Here is a 19,075-nt window from a genome sequence, read left to right on the forward strand (position 1 = left end):
TGAAGCAGCGTTGAAGGCCCGGTCGCGCCGTGCACGACGGCGACGACGGGGCCCGAGGACGAAAGCGCAGTGTACTCCGGCAGATTGAAGCGCGCGTGACGGCCGCCCGCGCGAGCGGCGGGGCGGCGCCGCGCGCGGCGTGCGTCAGAAGAAGGTTTCGATGACTTCCGTCACGCGGAATTGCGGATCGAGCACGAGCACCTGGCGCCACTTGTCGAACGTCAGGCACGGATGCGAGATGTCGAACGCGACCATGTCGCCGACCTTCACGTCCGCGCCCGGCGGGATCTGCAGGTACGCGTGCTGGTCCATCATCCCGGTGACGGCCCAGCCTTCGGCGGCGGCGACGTCGCGCGGCGCGGTGTCGCGGCCCGGACGAAAGTGGCGCGCCGGCTCCGGCAGGCCCGCGTCGAACGCCGCATCGCGCTTGCCGAGCGCGACGATCGCGCGATCCTGCTCCGGCACCGACTGCACGTACGCCCACAGCTGCAGCGCCGGCAGCAGCCCTTCGCCCATCGAGCGGGCGATCGGATTGCGCGCGAACACGTCGGTCTGCGCCTTCTTGTAGATGCCGACATCGTGCGTCAGGTAGCAGCCCGGACGCAGCACGACTTCCGCGAAGCCCGCGTCGGACGCCTTCTTGAATTCTTCCGCGACCACGTCGTACCACGCCGAACCGGCGCCGGACAGGATCGCCGGCGTGCGCGCGAAGCGGCCGGCTTCGGCCAGCTCGCGCGTGAGCGCGACCGCCTGCTGCAGGAACGCGCGAATCTCGCCTTCCTCTTTCAGCACGCCTTCATAGAGCTCGATGCCGGCCAGCTTCAGCGTGTCCGGATAGCGCGCGATCGCGGCCAGCACCGCCTCGCGTTGCGCGGCGTCGCGCACGCCCGCGCGGCCGCCCGGCACGCCGAGCTCGATCAGCACGTTCAGCGATTTCTTCGCGTCGCCGAAGAAGCGGCCGAGCTGATCGACGCTGTCCGCGGAATCGACGAGACAGAAGAACTCGAAATCGGGATCGGACAGCAGCCCCGCGACGATCGTCATGTTCTGGCGGCCGACCAGCTGATTCGCGAGCAGCACGCGCCGCACGCCGCCGTGATACGCGGCCTGCGTCTGGTGCGCGGTCGCGAGCGTGATGCCCCACGCGCCGGCGTCGAGCTGGCGGCGGAACAGTTGCGGCGCCATCGTCGTCTTGCCGTGCGGCGCGAACTTGACGCCGTATTTCTGCACGAACGCCTGCATCCAGTTCAGGTTGTGCTCGACGCGATCCGCGTAAAGCACGGCGGCCGGCAGGCTGACGTCTTCCGCGAGCAGGTTCCATTCGAGCCGGCCCGCGTCGCCGAGCGGCACGCTCGCGCTCGGCAGATTGCCCAGGCCCTTGCCGAACGGATCGATCGTCGCTTCCTGATAGTTTGTAACTTTCATGTCATCCCGCTCCATCATCACTATGCATTGCACTGAAGTTGACATGCAGATGGTACAGAAAGTAGCATCGGCGCGGTGATGTTATTTAATAACATCCAGCTTCGCACCCTTTTCCGCCGATGAATACGCCCGCCTCCCCGCCCGCTTCGCCTGCCGCCGAGCCCCATTCGGCTCAGGCCGCGCCGCCGGTCCTCGACATCGTCGCGCGGATCGCCGAATGCGCGCCCGAGCTGCGCGAAGCCGAGCGCAAGGTCGCCGCGTTCATCCTCGCCGATCTGGCGCGCGCCGCGCATGCGAGCATCGGCGCGCTCGCGCGCGACGCGGAGGTCAGCGTCGCGACGGTCACGCGTTTCGCGAAGGCCGTCGGCTGCCGCGACGTGCGCGAGTTGAAGGTGCTCGTCGCGCAGGCGGCGGCCGTCGGCCAGCGCTTTCTGATGCCGTCCGACGACGCGCCGGCCGACGACACGAGCCCCGCGTCGATGGTCTACGACGAGATTCGCGTGGCGCTCGCGCACAACCACCAACTGCTGCGCAACACGTCGTTCGACGCGGCGGCCGACTTGCTCGCCGGCGCGAAAATGACCTACGTGTACGGGCAGGGCGGCGGCTCGACCGCCCTTGCCGACGAGCTGCGCTTCCGGCTCGTGCGGTTCGGCCGGCCGGTCGCGAGCTACCAGGACAGCCTGCTGCAGCGGATGGTGGCCGCGACGCTGGCGAGCGACACCGTCGTCGTCGCGTTGTCGGTGAGCGGGCGCGTGCCCGAGCTGCTCGAGAGCTGCCGGCTCGCGAAGCGCTACGGCGCGAAGCTGATCGCGATCACCGCGCCGGCGTCGCCGCTCGCGACGCTCGCCGATCATCTGATTCCCGTCGTCGCCTTCGAAACCGATTTCATTTACAAGCCTTCGACATCGCGCTACGCGATGATGATGGCGATCGACGTGCTCGTCACCGGCGTCGCATTGCGGCTCGGCGATGCGGGCCGGGAATCGCTGCGCCGCATCAAGCACGCGCTCGATGCGCACCGCGGCGGCGGAGACCGTCAACCGGTAGGAGACTGACCATGCATTCGCATCCCGAAGCGGCCGATACGCTGATCGTCGGCGCGCAACTGTACGACGGCACCGGCGCGCCGCCCGTCACGCGCGACGTCGCGATCCGCAACGGCCTGATCGCGGCGATCGGCAACCTGTCGAACTGGCTCGCCGAGACCGTCGTCGACGCGAACGGCCGTGCGCTGGCGCCGGGTTTCGTCGACGTGCACACGCACGACGACACGCACGTGATCCGTGCGCCGGAGATGATCCCGAAGATCTCGCAGGGCGTGACGACCGTGATCGTCGGCAACTGCGGGATCAGCGCATCGCCGGTGACGCTCGCGGGCGATCCGCCCGACCCGATGAACCTGCTCGGCGAGCGCGGCGCGTTCCGGTACCCGAGCTTCGCCGCTTACGTCGCGGCCGTGAACGATGCGCGCCCGGCCGTGAACGTCGCGGCGCTCGTCGGCCATACGGCGCTGCGCAACAACCAGATGGACCGCCTCGACCGCGCGGCGACCGATGGCGAGATCGCCGGCATGCGCGCGCAGCTCGAGGAGGCGCTCGCGAACGGCGCGCTCGGCCTGTCGTCGGGTCTCGCATACGGCTCCGCGTTCGCCGCGCCGACCGAGGAAGTGATGGCGCTCGCCGAGCCGCTCGCCAAAGCCGGCGCGCTGTACACGACGCACATGCGCACCGAATTCGACGCGATCCTCGATGCGATGGACGAGGCCTATCGCGTCGGCCGCCACGCGCAGGTGCCGGTCGTGATCTCGCACCTGAAATGCGCGGGCCCGTCGAACTGGGGGCGCAGCACCGAGGTGCTCGCGTCGCTCGAAGGCGCGCGCCGTTATCAGCCGGTCGGCTGCGACTGCTATCCGTACAGCCGCAGTTCGTCGACGCTCGACCTGAAACAGGTGACGGGCGACATCGACATCACGATCACGTGGTCGGAGCCGCACCCGGAAGTCGCGGGCAAGCTGCTGAAGGCGATCGCCGCCGACTGGGGCGTGACCGAGCAGGAGGCCGCGCAGCGCATTCGCCCGGCGGGCGCCGTGTACCACAACATGTCCGAGGACGACGTGCGCCGCATCCTGTCGCATCCGGCGACGATGGTCGGCTCCGACGGGCTGCCGAACGATCCGCTGCCGCATCCGCGGTTGTGGGGCGCGTTTCCGCGCGTGCTCGGCCACTACGTGCGCGACACGAACCTGCTGCCGCTCGAGGAGGCGATCCGCAAGATGACGTCGTTGTCCGCGCGCCGCTTCGGGCTCGCGCGCCGCGGCGAGGTGCACGTCGGCTACCACGCCGATCTCGTGCTGTTCGATCCGGCGCGCGTGATCGACGCCGCGACGTTCGACAAGCCGCAGCAGCCCGCGCACGGGATCGACGCCGTGTGGGTGAACGGCGTGCTGACTTATGAAAACGGCCAGCCGACCGGCGAGCGCGCCGGCGGTTTCGTCGCGCGCGGCGAGCGCGTGCCGGCCAGTGCCGATGCGGCGTTCTGAACGCGCGCATCCCGATCTTCCATGCGCGCCGCAGCAGCCGGCGCGCGTATCCGCAACCGAGCGTTGCATGGGACCGGAGTCAGCGCCGCAGCGCCAACTCGGGTCGACACACGAGGAGTGAAACGATGAAGCGATATGGCGTAGGCGAAGCGAAGGGGACCGGCGGCCAGGTGATGCCGTTCGCGCGGGCGGTCGAGGCGGACGGCTGGCTGTACGTGTCGGGCCAGACGCCGATGGTGAACGGCGAGGTCGTCGAAGGCGGAATCGTCACGCAGTCGAAGCAGGCGATCGAGAACGTGATCGCGATCCTGAAGGAAGCCGGCTACGGCCTCGAGCACGTCGTGCGCTGCGGCGTGTGGCTCGACGACGCGCGCGATTTCGCGTCGTTCAACAAGGTGTTCATTTCGTACTTCGGCGAGAACCCGCCGGCTCGCGCGTGCGTGCAGTCGAGCATGGTCATCGACTGCAAGGTCGAGGTCGATTGCATCGCTTACAAGGCGCCGGCGAAGTAATCCCGCCGCGGCGAATCGATACGCAACGGGCTCGGTGCGAGTGGCAACGAGCCCGTTTCGTCATTTCCGGGCGCGGTCCGACGGACTCCGGGCCGTCGCGCGGCTGCAACCGTTGCAACGCATGCAGCTCGTTCGTGTAACGTGCGGCATGGACGACCGAAAGGACATGTATGGAATGGGCTGCGCTGGTGCCGGAGCTGATCTGCTCGGACCTTGCCGCAAGCGTGCGCTTCTATCGTGACGTGCTGGGGTTCGGGATCCGCTTCGAGCGTCCGGAAGATGGATTCGCGTACCTCGAGCTCGGAGGGGCTCAGCTGATGCTCGAGCAGCAGCGCCCGGAAAGCTGGCTGACAGGCCCGATGGAGCCGCCGTTCGGGCGAGGGATCAACCTGCAGATCGAGGTCGATTCGATCGGCCCGATCCATGACCGGATCGTCGCCGCGGGCGTGGCGCTGTTCGTCGGACCGCGAACATCCTGGTATCGGCAGGACGACATCGAGCACGGCCAGATCGAGATGCTGGTGCAAGACCCCGACGGCTACCTGCTGCGCTTGGTGGAAATCCTCCCGCAGCGCCCGGCGCAACGATGAACCCGGGCCGTCCGCCGCCCGGAAGGGGCGGGCGAACGGTCCCGGCGGGCTTCACTGCCGCGCGGTCCGCGCGTTATCCGGCATCGGCTGGTTGTAATTGGTGCGAAACGGATTGATGTCGAGCCCGCCGCGGCGCGTATAGCGCGCATACACCGCGAGCTTCACCGGTTTGCACGCATGCAGGATGTCGAGGAAGATCCGCTCGACGCACTGCTCGTGGAAGCCCGTGTGATTGCGGAACGAGATGATGTAGCGCAGCAGCCCCGCGTGGTCGATCTGCGGCCCGACGTAGTGGATCTGCACGCTGCCCCAGTCGGGCTGGCCCGTGACCGGGCAGTTCGAGCGCAGCAGGTCGGACACGAGCGTCTCCTCGACCGGCGCTTCGTCCTCGGCGGCCGACAGCAGCGACGGATCGGGTTCGTACACGTCGGTGTCGAGATCGAGCCGGTCGAGCGACAGCCCGTCGAGCTCGTCCATTTCCAGCTTGCGGAAATCGTGCGCCGACACCAGTTGCACCGAGACGCTCGCGCCGCACGCGGCCGACACGTCGCGCTTCAGCACGTCGCGCACCGCGTCGACCGAGTCGAACTTCGACTGCGCGAACGAACCGAGATACAGCTTGAACGACTTCGATTCGACGATGTTCGGCGATTCGGCCGGCACGTAGAACGTCGCGATCGCGACTTGCGGCTTGCCGCGCGCGTTGAGCCACGACAGTTCGTACGCGTTCCAGATGTCGGTGCCGAAGAACGGCAGCGCCGACGTGATGCCGAGCTGCTCGCGCGCGCCGGCGCGCGGGATCGGGAACAGCAGCGACGCGTCGTACTGCGTCGCGTAGACGGTGGCCTTGCCGAGCGGGGAATGTTCGGGATTCATCGTGTGACGCCTTTACGACAGGAAGAGGCGGTAAGCCGGGTTGGCGCTCTCTTCGACATACGGATAGCCGAGCGCCGCGAGGAAGCGTTCGAACTCGGCGCGATCGGCCTGCGGCACCTGCAGCCCGACGAGGATCGAGCTGTAGTCCGCGCCCTGGTTGCGGTAGTGGAACAGGCTGATGTTCCAGTCCGGCGCCATCGACGACAGGAACTTCATCAGCGCGCCCGGCCGTTCCGGGAATTCGAAGCGGAACAGGCGCTCGTCGAGCGCGAGCGGCGAGCGGCCGCCGACCATGTAGCGGATGTGTTCCTTCGACAGCTCGTCGTGCGTCAGGTCGACGCTCTTGAAGCCGTGCGATTCGAAGTTCGCGGCGATCTCCGCCGATTCGTCGCGACGGCGGATCTGCACGCCGACGAAGATGTGCGCGGATTGCGCATCGGCGATCCGGTAGTTGAACTCGGTGACGTTGCGATCGCCGACCAACGAGCAGAAGCGCTTGAAGCTGCCGCGTTCCTCGGGGATCGTGACCGCGAACACGGCTTCGCGTGCCTCGCCCACTTCCGCGCGTTCGGCGACGAAGCGCATCCGGTCGAAGTTCATGTTCGCGCCGGACGTGACCGCGACGAGCGTCCGGTTCTCGATGCCTTCGCGTTCCGCGTACAGCTTCGCGCCCGCGACCGCGAGCGCGCCGGACGGCTCGAGCACGCTGCGCGTGTCCTGGAACACGTCCTTGATCGCCGCGCACAGCGCGTCGGTGTTGACCGTCACGACGCCGTCGAGGAGCTCGCGGCACAGCCGGAAGGTTTCCTCGCCGACGAGCTTCACCGCGGTGCCGTCCGCGAACAGGCCCACTTCGCTCAGCTCGATGCGCTCGCCCGCGTCGATCGACTGCGCCATCGCGCACGAATCCTCGGCCTGCACGCCGATCACCTTGATCTCCGGGCGCACCGCCTTCACGTACGCGGCGACGCCGGAGGCGAGCCCGCCGCCGCCGATCGGCACGAAGATCGCGTGGATCGGGCCCTGGTGCTGGCGCAGGATCTCCATCGCGATCGTGCCCTGGCCGGCGATCACGTACGGATCGTCGAACGGGTGGACGAACGTGAGGTCGCGCTCCTGCTGGACCTTGACCGCGTGCGCGTACGCATCGCTGTACGATTCGCCCGCCTGGATCACCTCGACGCTCGGCCCGCCGTGCGCGCGCACCGCGTCGACCTTCACCTGCGGCGTCGTGACGGGCACGACGATCACGGCCTTGACGCCCATCCGCGCCGCCGAGAACGCGACGCCCTGCGCGTGGTTGCCGGCCGACGCGGTAATCACGCCGCGCGCGAGCGCGTCCGCCGGAATGTGCGCCATCTTGTTGTACGCGCCGCGCAGCTTGAACGAGAACACCGGCTGGTTGTCCTCGCGCTTCAGGTAAACGGCGTTGCGCAGCCGGGCCGACAGGTTGCGGGCCGGTTCGAGTTCCGTCTCGATCGCGACGTCGTAGACGCGCGCGGTGAGGATTTTCTTCAGGTAATCGTGGGATGCCATGGGCGCTCGCGTGCAGTGCGGATGCAGACGGTAAAGGGTCAATGATAGCGCCAAGGGTCCGCCCGCACGCAAGCGGCATGCCGGGCGGGCGATTGCGGGCGACCGTGCGCGCGTGCCGGCAGGGGGGGGCGTCGCCGGGCGAGATTTTTTATCGGCTTAACCGCATGGTTACCGACCGGACGGACGGCGAATGGTCGCACGAAACCGCGCCGAACCCCGCCCGGCGCGGCGCGCGGCGATAGCCCCACGACCTGTCCGGCGTGTCACGGGCGGCCCGATCATGGGTTAGAATTCCGTTTTGAATCAAGGATTCGGAAGATGCAGAGGCACCCTCGGATCGCACCGTTGAAGCCGACGCCGCGCGCAGCCAGCCCCGCGGCCGAACGGCACGCGCGCCGCGCGCGATCGTGCTGATGGTTCCGAGTGCCGCCAGGCCCTGTCGCCGGCCAGGAGGGGCGAGTCGCCCGCTCCGGCCCCATGAAGGACAGCCGCACGCCTGGTAACAGAACAGATTTCCCCAAGATTGCGCCCACGCGCTTGCCGACGCCCGTGCACGGGGTATCGGCCCTCCGAGTCGTCCGAACATGAACGCACCACAAGTTTTCGATCCGCATGGCGCGGCCGCCGCCGTCGCCGCCGACCCCGCGCCCCGCTTGCGCGAGATTCCCTACAACTACACGTCCTTCTCGGATCGCGAGATCGTGATCCGCCTGCTCGGCGAGGAGGCGTGGTCGGTGCTCGACGAGCTGCGCGCCGAGCGCCGCACGGGCCGCTCGGCACGGATGCTGTATGAAGTGCTCGGCGACATCTGGGTCGTGCGTCGCAACCCGTACCTGCAGGACGACCTGCTCGACAACCCGAAGCGCCGCGCGCTGCTGATCGAGGCGCTGAACCACCGCCTGACCGAGATCGGCAAGCGCCGCAGCGCGGATCTCACCGAGCACCGCGACGACGCCGGCCGCGAACGCGCATCGCGCGTCGAGATGCTCGAGAGCGCCGCGCAGCGCGCGGTCGACGAGTTCGCGGACGAATTCGACAAGATGGCCGAGCTGCGCCGCCGCGCGACCAAGGCGCTCGGCCGCTGCACGCAGAAGGACAACATCCGCTTTGACGGGCTGTCGCGCGTGTCGCACGTGACCGACGCGACCGACTGGCGCGTCGAATACCCGTTCGTCGTGCTGACCCCCGATACCGAAGCCGAGATCGCCGCGCTGGTCAAGGCGTGCTTCGAGCTCGGCCTGACGGTGATCCCGCGCGGCGGCGGCACCGGCTACACGGGCGGCGCGGTGCCGCTCACGCCGTTCTCCGCGGTGATCAACACCGAAAAGCTCGAACAGCTCGGCGCGGTCGAGCTGACCGAACTGCCGGGCGTCGCGCACAAGGTGCCGACGATCTTCTCCGGCGCGGGCGTCGTCACGCGCCGCGTGACCGAGGCGGCCGAAGCGGCCGGCTACGTGTTCGCGGTCGATCCGACCTCGCTCGACGCATCGTGCATCGGCGGCAACGTCGCGATGAACGCGGGCGGCAAGAAGGCCGTGCTGTGGGGCACCGCGCTCGACAACCTGGCGTGGTGGCGAATGGTCGACCCGGACGGCAACTGGCTGGAAGTCACGCGCCACGAGCACAACCAGGGCAAGATCCACGACATCGCGGTCGCGCGCTTCGAGCTGAAGTGGTTCGACGGCGCGTACGCGCCGGGCGAGAAGCTGCTGAAGACCGAGATGCTCGAGATCGAAGGCCGGCGCTTTCGCAAGGAAGGGCTCGGCAAGGACGTGACCGACAAGTTCCTCGCCGGCCTGCCGGGCGTGCAGAAGGAAGGCTGCGACGGGCTCATTACGTCCGCGCGCTGGGTGCTGCACAAGATGCCCGCGCACACGCGCACCGTCTGCCTCGAATTCTTCGGCCAGGCGCGCGAGGCGATTCCGAGCATCGTCGAGATCAAGGACTACCTGTTCGAGACGTCGAAGCAGGGCGGCGCGATCCTCGCGGGCCTCGAGCACCTCGACGAGCGCTACCTGCGCGCGGTCGGCTATGCGACCAAGAGCAAGCGCAATGCATTCCCGAAGATGGTGCTGATCGGCGATATCGTCGGCGACGATGCCGATGCGGTCGCACAGGCGACGTCCGAAGTGATCCGGATGGCGAACGGCAAGAGCGGCGAAGGCTTCGTCGCGGTCAGCGCGGAGGCGCGCAAGCGCTTCTGGCTCGATCGCAGCCGCACGGCCGCGATCGCGAAGCATACGAACGCGTTCAAGATCAACGAGGACGTCGTCATCCCGCTGAACCGGATGGGCGAGTACACCGACGGCATCGAGCGGATCAACATCGAGCTGTCGCTGAAGAACAAGCTGCAGCTCGTCGACGCGCTCGAGGCGTTCTTCCGCGGCGGCAACCTGCCGCTCGGCAAGACCGACGACGCGAACGAGATCCCGAGCGCGGAGCTGCTGGAAGACCGCGTGCAGCAGGCGCTCGAGCTGCTCAAGCGCGTGCGGGCGCGCTGGGAGTTCGTGCGCGACCGGCTCGACCAGCCGCTGCGCGAGGCGCAGCACTACCTGGTGCAGCTCGGCTACGAGGCGCTCGCCGAGAAATTCGCGGATCGCGCGGACGAACAGCCGGGCGCGACCGTGTTCCACGTCACGCAGGACCGCACGGTCCGCATCTCGTGGAAGCAGGAGATCCGCGCGGAACTGCGCGCGATCTTCAACGGCGGCGCGTTCAAGCCGATCCTCGACGAAGCGCAGGCGATCCACAAGCGCGTGCTGCGCGGGCGCGTGTTCGTCGCGCTGCACATGCACGCGGGCGACGGCAACGTCCACACGAACATCCCGGTCAACTCCGACAATTACGAGATGCTGCAGGACGCGCATGCGGCCGTCGCACGCATCATGACGCTCGCGCGCTCGCTCGACGGCGTGATTTCCGGCGAGCACGGGATCGGCATCACGAAGCTCGAGTTCCTGACCGACGACGAGATCGCCGAATTCCGCGCGTACAAGCAGCGCGTCGACCCGAACGGCCGCTTCAACAAGGGCAAGCTGCTCGACGGCGCCGATTTGCGCAACGCGTACACGCCCAGCTTCGGGCTGATGGGCTACGAGTCGCTGATCATGCAGCAGTCCGACATCGGCGCGATCGCCGATTCGGTGAAGGACTGCCTGCGCTGCGGCAAGTGCAAGCCGGTGTGCGCGACCCACGTGCCGCGCGCGAACCTGCTGTACAGCCCGCGCAACAAGATCCTCGCGACGTCGCTGCTGGTCGAGGCGTTCCTGTACGAGGAACAGACGCGCCGCGGCGTGTCGATCAAGCACTGGGACGAGTTCAACGACGTGGCCGACCACTGCACGGTGTGCCACAAGTGCGCGACGCCGTGCCCGGTGAAGATCGACTTCGGCGACGTCACGATGAACATGCGCAACCTGTTGCGCAAGATGGGCAAGAAGAAGTTCAACGCCGGCAATGCGGCGGGCATGTTCTTCCTGAACGCGACCAATCCGCAGACGATCAACCTCGCGCGCGGCGTGATGATGGGCGTGGGCTACAAGGTGCAGCGCTTCGCGAACGACATGCTGAAGAAGGTCGTGACGAAGCAGACGCAGCACCCGCCGGCGACGACCGGCAAGCCGCCCGCGGTCGAGCAGGTGATCCACTTCGTGAACAAGAAGATGCCGGGCAACCTGCCGAAGAAGACGGCGCGCGCGCTGCTGGACATCGAGGACAACAAGATCGTGCCGATCATCCGCAACCCGAAGTCGACGACCGTCGATTCGGAAGCGGTGTTCTACTTCCCGGGCTGCGGCTCGGAGCGGCTGTTCTCGCAGGTCGGGCTGGCTACGCAGGCGATGCTGTGGGAAGCCGGCGTGCAGACGGTGCTGCCGCCGGGCTACCTGTGCTGCGGTTATCCGCAGCGCGGCTCGGGCCAGTACGACAAGGCCGAGAAGATCGTCACGGACAACCGCGTGCTGTTCCACCGGGTCGCGAACACGCTGAACTACCTGGACATCAAGACGGTGGTCGTGTCGTGCGGCACGTGCTACGACCAACTCGCCGGGTATGAATTCGACAAGATCTTCCCGGGCTGCCGGATCATCGACATCCACGAGTTCCTGCTGGAGAAGGGGATGAAGCTCGACGGCGTGACGGGCACGCGCTACATGTATCACGACCCGTGCCACACGCCGATCAAGACGATGGATCCGGTCAAGCTGGTCAACGAGCTGATGGGCTCGGAGAAGGACGGCTACAGGATCGAGAAGAACGACCGCTGCTGCGGCGAATCGGGCACGCTCGCGGTCACGCGACCGGACGTGTCCACGCAGGTTCGCTTCCGCAAGGAAGAAGAGATCCGCAAGGGCGCCGCGAAGCTGCGCGCGATCCCGGTGGTGGCGGGCGACGCGCCGGCGGCCGCGGGGGCGAACGGGCCGGACGTGAAGATCCTGACGAGCTGCCCGTCGTGCCTGCAGGGCCTGTCGCGCTACAACGAGGACGCGAACCTCGAAGCCGACTACATCGTGGTCGAAATCGCCCGCCAGGTGCTCGGCGAGAACTGGATGGCCGACTACGTCGCACGGGCGAACCATGGCGGGATCGAGCGCGTGCTGGTCTAATGCGGGCATGACGACCGCCCGACCGGGCCGGAAATGAGCGGGCGCCGGCGCAGCCATGCCGGCGCCGGTCCACATGGGAGCGACGATGGAATGCGTGTTTTGCCGTGAAGACGGCGGCGAGGTGCTCTGGCAGGACGAGGCGCTGCGCGTCGTGCTCGCGACGGGCGAGCACGACTACCCGGGTTTCTGCCGGGTGATCTGGGGCGCGCACGTGGCCGAGTTCTCGGATCTCGGCGAGCCCGAGCGGGCACACCTGATGCGCGTGGTCTACGCGGTCGAGCGGGCCGTGCGCCGCGTGATGCAGCCGAACAAGGTGAATCTCGCGAGCCTCGGCAACATGGTGCCGCACGTGCACTGGCACGTGATTCCGCGCTTTTCCAACGATGCCCATTTCCCGCAGCCCGTGTGGGCGCCGCGCCAGCGCAGCGTGTCCGAGGCGCTGCTGCGCTCGCGCGCGGCGCAGGCCTCGCTGCTGCACAATGCGGTGCGCGAGGAAATTCAACGCATGACCGATTCGAGGCAGCCATGAGCGGTTTGACTTCCACGACGCCCATTCCGTCCGGCGTCGTCGTGCACGCGGTATCGCGCGTGCTCGAATTGCAGTACCCGAACGGCGAGAGTTACCGGATTCCGTTCGAGCTGATGCGCGTCTATTCGCCGTCGGCCGAGGTGCGCGGCCACGGGCCCGGCCAGGAGACGCTGCAGACCGGCAAGCGCGAGGTAACGATCACCGCGCTCGAGGGCGTGGGCAACTACGCGCTGCAGCCGACGTTCTCCGACGGCCATTCGACCGGCATCTACTCGTGGGACCTGCTGTACGAACTGGCGACGCGGCAGGACGCGCTGTGGCGCGACTATTTCGACAAACTGAAGGCGGCGGGCGTCGAGCGCGACGCGCCGATGCAGGCGGCCGGCGCGCCGCACGGCCACTGCCACTGAAATCGACGGCGCCCGCTCGGCGCCGTCTTGGCATTTACTGAGGATCAACGCGATGAGCAAAACCCACTTCGGCTTCGAAAGCGTCGAGGAAAACGAAAAAGCGAAGAAAGTGGCGGGCGTGTTTCATTCGGTCGCGAGCAACTACGATCTGATGAACGACCTGATGTCGGCGGGCATGCACCGCGCGTGGAAGGCGTTCACGATCGCGCAGGCGAACGTGCGCCCCGGCTTCAAGGTGCTCGACATCGCGGCCGGCACCGGCGACCTGACCAAGTCGTTCGCGAAGGCGGCCGGGCCGACGGGCGAGGTCTGGCATACCGACATCAACGAATCGATGCTGCGCGTGGGCCGCGACCGGCTGCTCGACAAGGGTATCGTGACGCCGTCGCTGCTGTGCGACGCCGAGAAAATTCCCTTTCCGGACAACTACTTCGACGTGGTCACCGTCGCGTTCGGGCTGCGCAACATGACGCACAAGGATGCCGCGCTGGCCGAGATGCGCCGCGTGACGAAGCCCGGCGGCCGCGTGATGGTGCTGGAATTCTCGAAAGTCTGGGATCCGCTGAAAAAAGCGTACGATCTGTATTCTTTCAAAGTATTACCGTGGCTTGGCGACAAGTTCGCGAAAGATGCTGAAAGTTATCGGTATCTTGCTGAATCTATCCGGATGCACCCCGATCAGGACACGCTGAAGACGATGATGGAACAAGCGGGCCTCGACGCCGTCAAATATTACAATTTGTCAGGTGGCGTGGTAGCTTTACACCTCGGAACCAAGTACTAAGGGGTTCTTTCCATACATTCGCCTTACATCTGGAGAAGCTGATGTCCGAATCGCGTTCGCTGTTCAACCGTAGCAAGCCGTCGAAGCCGTGGGCTCGACGGGTCGGCACGCTGCTGATGGTCGGCCTGCTCACGGCCGGCACGTTCGCATCGCTCGACGCCGAAGCCCGGCGCATGGGCGGCGGGCGCAGCATCGGCCGCCAGAATTCCACCGTCACGCAGCGCCAGGCCACGCCGCCCGCGCAGCAGCCGATGCAGCAGGCCGCGCCGTCGCAGGCGCAGCGCGCGAACCCGGCTGCGCCCGCACCGGCCGCGCAGCCCAACCGCTCGCGCTGGCTCGGGCCGATCGCCGGTCTCGCGGCCGGCCTCGGCATCGCGGCGCTGCTGTCGCACTTCGGCCTCGGCGGCGCATTCGCGAGCATGATGGCGAACGTCATCGTGATCGCGTTGCTCGCGATGGTCGGCATCTGGCTGATCCGCAAGTTCATGAACCGCCGTCGCCCGCAGGAGCCGGCGTATTCGGTCGGCGGTGCCGCGTCGTCGTCCGGCGGCTACGCGCAAAGCCCGTCGTTCCAGCAGGGCAACACCGGCAGCAACTACGCAGGTAGCGGCAGCAGCTACGCGAACGAAGCGCAGGGCGTGTTCGGCGGCGGTGCGGCCGCCGCAGGCGCGGCCGCGGCGGCAGCGGCACCGCTGCAGGTGCCGGCCGGCTTCGACACCGAAGCGTTCCTGCGCAGCGCGAAAGTCTATTTCGTGCGCCTGCAGGCGGCATGGGACCAGGGCAACCTGGCCGACATCCGCGAGTTCACGACGCCCGAAATGTTCGCCGAGATCAAGATCGACCTCGATTCGCGCGGCAACGACGCGAACCAGACCGATGTCGTGCAGCTCGACGCGGAATTGGTCGCGATCGAGGATCGCGGCATCGAGCAGTCGGCGAGCGTGCGCTTCCACGGCCTGATCCGCGAATCGGCGAATACGTCGGCCGCGCCGTTCGACGAGGTGTGGAACCTGTCGAAGTCGGGCGGTCAGGGCTGGCTGCTCGCGGGTATCCAGCAGATCAACACGCACTGAGCGTGGCCGGCGGCCCGCGCCGCCGGTACCCGGGCGACGGCCGCCGCACTGCGACCGCTTGCCGCCCGGGTGTACGGTCAGGCACGGTCCGCCGCCGATCCGACGTTACAATAGAAACCCGCGTGGGCGCCCGGCCTGCGCGGGTTTTTTCTTTCCCAGCCCGATGACCTTTGCCGCCAAGCCTTTTGCTGCTGCCGTCAATCACCTGCTCGCGCGCGAATCATGGGCGCGCGATCGCCTGATTCCCTATGCGGGCAAGACTGCCCGGATCGACGTGTCTCCCGTCACGCTTACGCTGCTGGTGCAGCCCGACGGCTATCTGTCGGCCGTCGACGCGCACGATGCGCAACGGGTCGACGTGTCGATCGCGCTTGCCGGCGACACGGTCGCCGCGTTCCTGCAGGGCGGCCAGGCGGCCGTGATGAAGCACGTGAAGATCGAAGGCGACGCGGAATTCGCGACGCAGATCGCGAAGCTGGCCGAGCACCTGCGCTGGGAACCGGAAGAAGATCTCGCGAAGCTGGTCGGCGACGCGGCGGCGCACCGGATCGCGACGGTCGTGCGCGACGCCGGCGCGCGCGCACGCCGCGCCGGCCGCAACGTGCTCGATTCCGTCGCCGAATACTGGCTCGACGAGAACCCGCAAGTCGTCCGGCGCGCGTCGCTCGGCGGCTTCGACGCCGAACTGGCGCGCGCGCGCGATGCGCTCGCGCGGGTCGAAAAGCGGGTCGAGCGACTCGAACAAAAAATCGGCGCGCGCACGGGTTCCGGCCCGCGCGGCGCGCACTGAGGGCCGCAGGGCATGCGCATTTTCCGTTTCATCAAGATCGTCTACACCGTCATCCGCTTTGGTCTCGACGAAGTGATGCTGTCCCGGATCGACGACCGGCGCGTGAAGCTGCTGTTGCGGATCACGACGATCGGCCGCCGCTACTCCGATCCGCCCGCCGTGCGGTTGCGCCACGCGCTCGAAAGCCTCGGCCCGATCTTCGTGAAGTTCGGCCAGGTGCTGTCCACGCGCCGCGACCTGCTGTCGGTCGATTTCGCGAACGAGCTCGCGAGGCTGCAGGACCAGGTGCCGCCGTTCGATTCGGCGGTCGCGATCGCGATCATCGAGAAGTCGCTCGGTGCGCCGGTCGACGAGCTGTTCGACGAATTCGAGCGCGAGCCGATCGCGAGCGCATCGATCGCGCAGGTGCATTTCGCGAAGCTGAAGCAGGGCGCGCATGCGGGCAAGGCCGTCGCCGTCAAGGTGCTGCGCCCGAACATGCTGCCGGTGATCGATTCCGACCTCGCGCTGATGCGCGACATCGCGACGTGGACCGAGCGCATGTGGGCCGACGGCCGGCGCCTGAAGCCGCGCGAGGTCGTCGCCGAATTCGACAAGTACCTGCACGACGAGCTCGACCTGATGCGCGAGGCCGCCAACGGCAGCCAGCTGCGCCGCAACTTCGCGGGCCTCGACCTGCTGCTCGTGCCCGAGATGTTCTGGGATTTCTCGACGTCGCAGGTGCTCGTGATGGAGCGCATGACGGGCGTGCCGATCAGCCAGGTCGAGACGCTGCGCTCGGCCGGCGTCGACATCAAGAAGCTCGCGCGCGAAGGCGTCGAGATCTTCTTCACGCAGGTGTTCCGCGACGGCTTTTTCCACGCGGACATGCACCCCGGCAACATCCAGGTGAGCCTCGATCCGAATACGTTCGGCCGCTATATCGCGCTCGATTTCGGGATCGTCGGCGCGCTGTCCGATTTCGACAAGAATTACCTCGCGCAGAACTTCCTCGCGTTCTTCAAGCGCGACTACCATCGCGTCGCGACGCTCCACCTCGAATCGGGGTGGGTGCCGCCCGAGACGCGCGTCGAGGAGCTCGAAAGTGCGATCCGCGCGGTGTGCGAGCCGTATTTCGACCGCGCGCTGAAGGACATCTCGCTCGGCCAGGTGCTGATGCGGCTGTTCTCGACGTCGCGCCGCTTCAACGTCGAGATCCAGCCGCAGCTCGTCCTGCTGCAGAAGACGATGCTGAACGTCGAAGGGCTCGGCCGCTCGCTCGACCCCGAGCTCGACCTGTGGAAGACCGCGAAGCCGTATCTCGAGCGCTGGATGACCGAGCAGATCGGCCTGCGCGGCTGGTACGAGCGGTTCAAGGTCGAGGCGCCGCAGTGGAGCAAGACGCTGCCGCAACTGCCGCGCCTGATCCACCATGCGATGGCCGCCCGCCACGACGCGCCGCGCGCCGCGAGCGAGGAGTTGATGCGTCAGATTCTCGTCGAGCAGAAGCGGACGAACCGGCTGCTGCAGGCGTTGCTGGTCTTCGGCCTGGCCGTCGGCGTCGGCGCGCTCGTCGCGCGCGTGCTGCTCGCGCTCGCGTACGGCGCTTGATCGAAAGGAGCACGGTGATGTCCGATCCGAAGCAACCGGCCGCACCGTCGGCCGCCGATTTCGCGACGCGCGACCCGGGCAGCGCGTCGTTCTGGGACGAGCGCTTCGAACGCGGCGTGACGCCGTGGGAGTTCGGCGGCGTGCCGGACGGGTTTCGCGTGTTCGCGCATCGGCTCGAGCCGTGCGCGGTGCTGATTCCCGGCTGCGGCAGCGCGCAGGAGGCCGGATGGCTCGCGCAGGCCGGCTGGCCGGTGCGTGCGATCGATTTCGCCGCGCAGGCGGTCGCTGCTGCGAAGGCGCAGCTCGGCGCGCATGCGGGCGTCGTCGAGCAGGCCGATTTCTTTCAGTACCGTCCGCCGTTCGACGTGCAGTGGGTGTACGAGCGGGCGTTCCTGTGCGCATTGCCGCCGAGCCAGCGCGCCGGCTATGCGGCGCGGATGGCCGAGCTGCTGCCCGCGGACGGATTGCTGGCCGGCTATTTCTTCCTGGTGGCGAAACCGAAGGGGCCGCCGTTCGGGATCGAGCGGGCGGAACTCGACGCGTTGCTCGCGCCGCACTTCGAGCTGGTCGAGGATTTGCCGGTGACCGATTCGCTGGCCGTGTTCGACGGGCACGAGCGCTGGCTCACGTGGCGTCGCCGCTGATGCACGGGCGCCGCGACCATTGCCGGAGCGCGCCGGGGTTTCGGCTATAATTCAAGGTTTTGCAAGCCGTTTCCAGTTTCTGCGGGAAAAATATCATGCCGATCTACGCCTATCGATGCGAAGCGTGCGGTTTCGCGAAGGACGTGCTCCAGAAGATGAGCGACGCGCCGCTGTCGCAATGCCCTGAATGCGGGAAGGATGCTTTCCGCAAACAGGTGACCGCCGCCGGTTTCCAGCTGAAGGGTTCGGGGTGGTATGTCACCGATTTCCGCGGCGGTTCGGGCGGCGCCAGCGCACCGGCGATGGCGTCGGGCGACGCGGCGCCGGCAGCGCCCGCGGCGCAAGCCGCACCCGCCGCGGCCGCGCCGGCTGCGGCGAGCGGTTCGGGCAGCACGACGACGAGCGCCGCGCCGGCTCCGGCCGCGACGCCCGCCGCCGGCAGTTGACCGTCGCGGCCCGGCCGGGCCGCGACCAACCCGCGCTTCCGGCGCGGTTCATTGACGGCAGATGATGAAAAAGACGACCCTGAAAACGGTGTTCCTGACCGGCCTGCTGGTTCTCGTCCCGCTCGCGATCACGCTGTGGGTGCTCGGCCTCATCATCGGCACGATGGACCAGACGCTGCTCCTGCTGCCCGAATCGTGGCAGCCCGAGCGGATGCTCGGCTTCCATCTGCCGGGAATCGGCGCGGTGCTGACGCTCGCGTTCATCTTCGTGGTCGGGCTGGCCACGCAGAACTTCATCGGCCAGAAGCTCGTCACGTGGTGGAACGCGGTCGTGCGTCACATCCCGGTCGTCGGGCCGATCTACACGAGCGTCAAGCAGGTATCGGACACGCTGCTGTCGAGCAGCGGCAATGCGTTCCGCAAGGCGCTGCTGATCGAATACCCGCGCCGCGGCTCGTATACGATCGCGTTTCTGACCGGCACGCCCGGCGGCGACGTGGTCAACCATCTGACGGAAGAGTACGTGAGCGTGTACGTGCCCACGACGCCGAACCCGACGTCGGGCTTCTTCCTGATGCTGCCGAAGAGCGAAGTCATCGAACTCGACATGTCGGTCGATGCCGCGCTCAAGTACATCGTCTCGATGGGCGTCGTGGCGCCTTCGGCGCCGGTTCCGGCGCCCGCCCGCCGTCCCGTCGAGCCGCCGCTGTAAGTAAAGAATCAT

At 67.5% G+C, this 19,075-nt stretch carries 17 protein-coding genes; 14 read left to right on the forward strand and 3 right to left on the reverse strand.

The features are described 5' to 3' along the window. Positions 1-144: 144 nt before the first annotated feature. Positions 145-1,425, reverse strand: a complete 1,281-nt coding sequence (locus WS95_RS06070; RefSeq protein ID WP_059822857.1) for an amino acid deaminase — start codon at positions 1,423-1,425, stop codon at positions 145-147. 119 nt (positions 1,426-1,544) lie between these two features. Between WS95_RS06070 and WS95_RS06075 the strand changes: the two genes are divergently transcribed. The 4 genes from WS95_RS06075 to WS95_RS06090 all read left to right on the forward strand — a co-directional run bounded on the left by WS95_RS06075 (position 1,545) and on the right by WS95_RS06090 (position 5,069). Beyond that, positions 1,545-2,483 carry a MurR/RpiR family transcriptional regulator gene (locus tag WS95_RS06075; protein ID WP_059822859.1) on the forward strand — a complete coding sequence of 313 codons (939 nt, stop codon included), beginning with the start codon at positions 1,545-1,547 and terminating at the stop codon, positions 2,481-2,483. Positions 2,484-2,485: 2 nt separating this feature from the next. Continuing rightward, complete coding sequence (locus WS95_RS06080; protein ID WP_059780507.1) at positions 2,486-3,967, forward strand: N-acyl-D-amino-acid deacylase family protein; 1,482 nt, start codon at positions 2,486-2,488, stop codon at positions 3,965-3,967. Positions 3,968-4,092: 125 nt separating this feature from the next. Further along, the gene (locus tag WS95_RS06085; protein WP_006497391.1) at positions 4,093-4,479 is read left to right on the forward strand and encodes a RidA family protein; all 387 of its coding nucleotides are present in this window, start codon (positions 4,093-4,095) and stop codon (positions 4,477-4,479) included. A 170-nt stretch (positions 4,480-4,649) separates the two neighbouring features. Then, entirely contained in the window at positions 4,650-5,069 is a 420-nt protein-coding gene (locus WS95_RS06090; RefSeq protein WP_034208371.1) for a bleomycin resistance protein, read from the forward strand. Between the two features lie 51 nt (positions 5,070-5,120). Here the strand turns inward: WS95_RS06090 and queF are convergent, their stop codons facing one another. Beyond that, a complete protein-coding gene (queF, locus tag WS95_RS06095) occupies positions 5,121-5,945 on the reverse strand; it encodes an NADPH-dependent 7-cyano-7-deazaguanine reductase QueF (protein ID WP_059822860.1) in 825 nt (274 codons plus the stop codon). Between the two features lie 12 nt (positions 5,946-5,957). After that, positions 5,958-7,481, reverse strand: coding sequence for a threonine ammonia-lyase, biosynthetic (gene ilvA / locus WS95_RS06100; RefSeq protein WP_034208369.1), 1,524 nt, complete (start codon positions 7,479-7,481; stop codon positions 5,958-5,960). 584 nt (positions 7,482-8,065) lie between these two features. On the opposite strand from ilvA, the gene WS95_RS06105 reads away from it, so the two are divergent. The 10 genes from WS95_RS06105 to WS95_RS06150 all read left to right on the forward strand — a co-directional run bounded on the left by WS95_RS06105 (position 8,066) and on the right by WS95_RS06150 (position 19,063). After that, positions 8,066-12,085 (forward strand): DUF3683 domain-containing protein, encoded by a 4,020-nt coding sequence (locus WS95_RS06105; RefSeq protein WP_059822862.1) that lies wholly within the window; start codon positions 8,066-8,068, stop codon positions 12,083-12,085. Positions 12,086-12,170: 85 nt separating this feature from the next. After that, positions 12,171-12,614 (forward strand): HIT family protein, encoded by a 444-nt coding sequence (locus WS95_RS06110; RefSeq protein ID WP_034208761.1) that lies wholly within the window; start codon positions 12,171-12,173, stop codon positions 12,612-12,614. Further along, complete coding sequence (locus WS95_RS06115) at positions 12,611-13,024, forward strand: gamma-butyrobetaine hydroxylase-like domain-containing protein (RefSeq protein WP_034208367.1); 414 nt, start codon at positions 12,611-12,613, stop codon at positions 13,022-13,024. Before WS95_RS06110 ends, WS95_RS06115 begins: the two co-directional genes overlap by 4 nt. A gap of 52 nt (positions 13,025-13,076) precedes the next feature. Continuing rightward, positions 13,077-13,808 carry a bifunctional demethylmenaquinone methyltransferase/2-methoxy-6-polyprenyl-1,4-benzoquinol methylase UbiE gene (gene ubiE, locus WS95_RS06120; protein ID WP_011546189.1) on the forward strand — a complete coding sequence of 244 codons (732 nt, stop codon included), beginning with the start codon at positions 13,077-13,079 and terminating at the stop codon, positions 13,806-13,808. A 41-nt stretch (positions 13,809-13,849) separates the two neighbouring features. Beyond that, a complete protein-coding gene (locus tag WS95_RS06125) occupies positions 13,850-14,881 on the forward strand; it encodes a Tim44 domain-containing protein (protein ID WP_059822864.1) in 1,032 nt (343 codons plus the stop codon). Positions 14,882-15,044: 163 nt separating this feature from the next. Then, complete coding sequence (locus WS95_RS06130) at positions 15,045-15,671, forward strand: ubiquinone biosynthesis accessory factor UbiJ (RefSeq protein WP_059822865.1); 627 nt, start codon at positions 15,045-15,047, stop codon at positions 15,669-15,671. A 12-nt stretch (positions 15,672-15,683) separates the two neighbouring features. Then, on the forward strand, positions 15,684-17,261 hold the full coding sequence (ubiB, locus tag WS95_RS06135) for a ubiquinone biosynthesis regulatory protein kinase UbiB (protein ID WP_059822867.1): 1,578 nt from the start codon (positions 15,684-15,686) through the stop codon (positions 17,259-17,261). Positions 17,262-17,278: 17 nt separating this feature from the next. Then, positions 17,279-17,905 carry an SAM-dependent methyltransferase gene (locus tag WS95_RS06140; protein ID WP_034208363.1) on the forward strand — a complete coding sequence of 209 codons (627 nt, stop codon included), beginning with the start codon at positions 17,279-17,281 and terminating at the stop codon, positions 17,903-17,905. 95 nt (positions 17,906-18,000) lie between these two features. After that, a complete protein-coding gene (locus WS95_RS06145; protein ID WP_059822869.1) occupies positions 18,001-18,351 on the forward strand; it encodes an FmdB family zinc ribbon protein in 351 nt (116 codons plus the stop codon). A gap of 61 nt (positions 18,352-18,412) precedes the next feature. Continuing rightward, the gene (locus WS95_RS06150; RefSeq protein ID WP_012329208.1) at positions 18,413-19,063 is read left to right on the forward strand and encodes a DUF502 domain-containing protein; all 651 of its coding nucleotides are present in this window, start codon (positions 18,413-18,415) and stop codon (positions 19,061-19,063) included. Positions 19,064-19,075: the final 12 nt, after the last annotated feature.

This window comes from Burkholderia sp. MSMB1826 (assembly GCF_001526325.1).
Classification (GTDB): domain Bacteria; phylum Pseudomonadota; class Gammaproteobacteria; order Burkholderiales; family Burkholderiaceae; genus Burkholderia.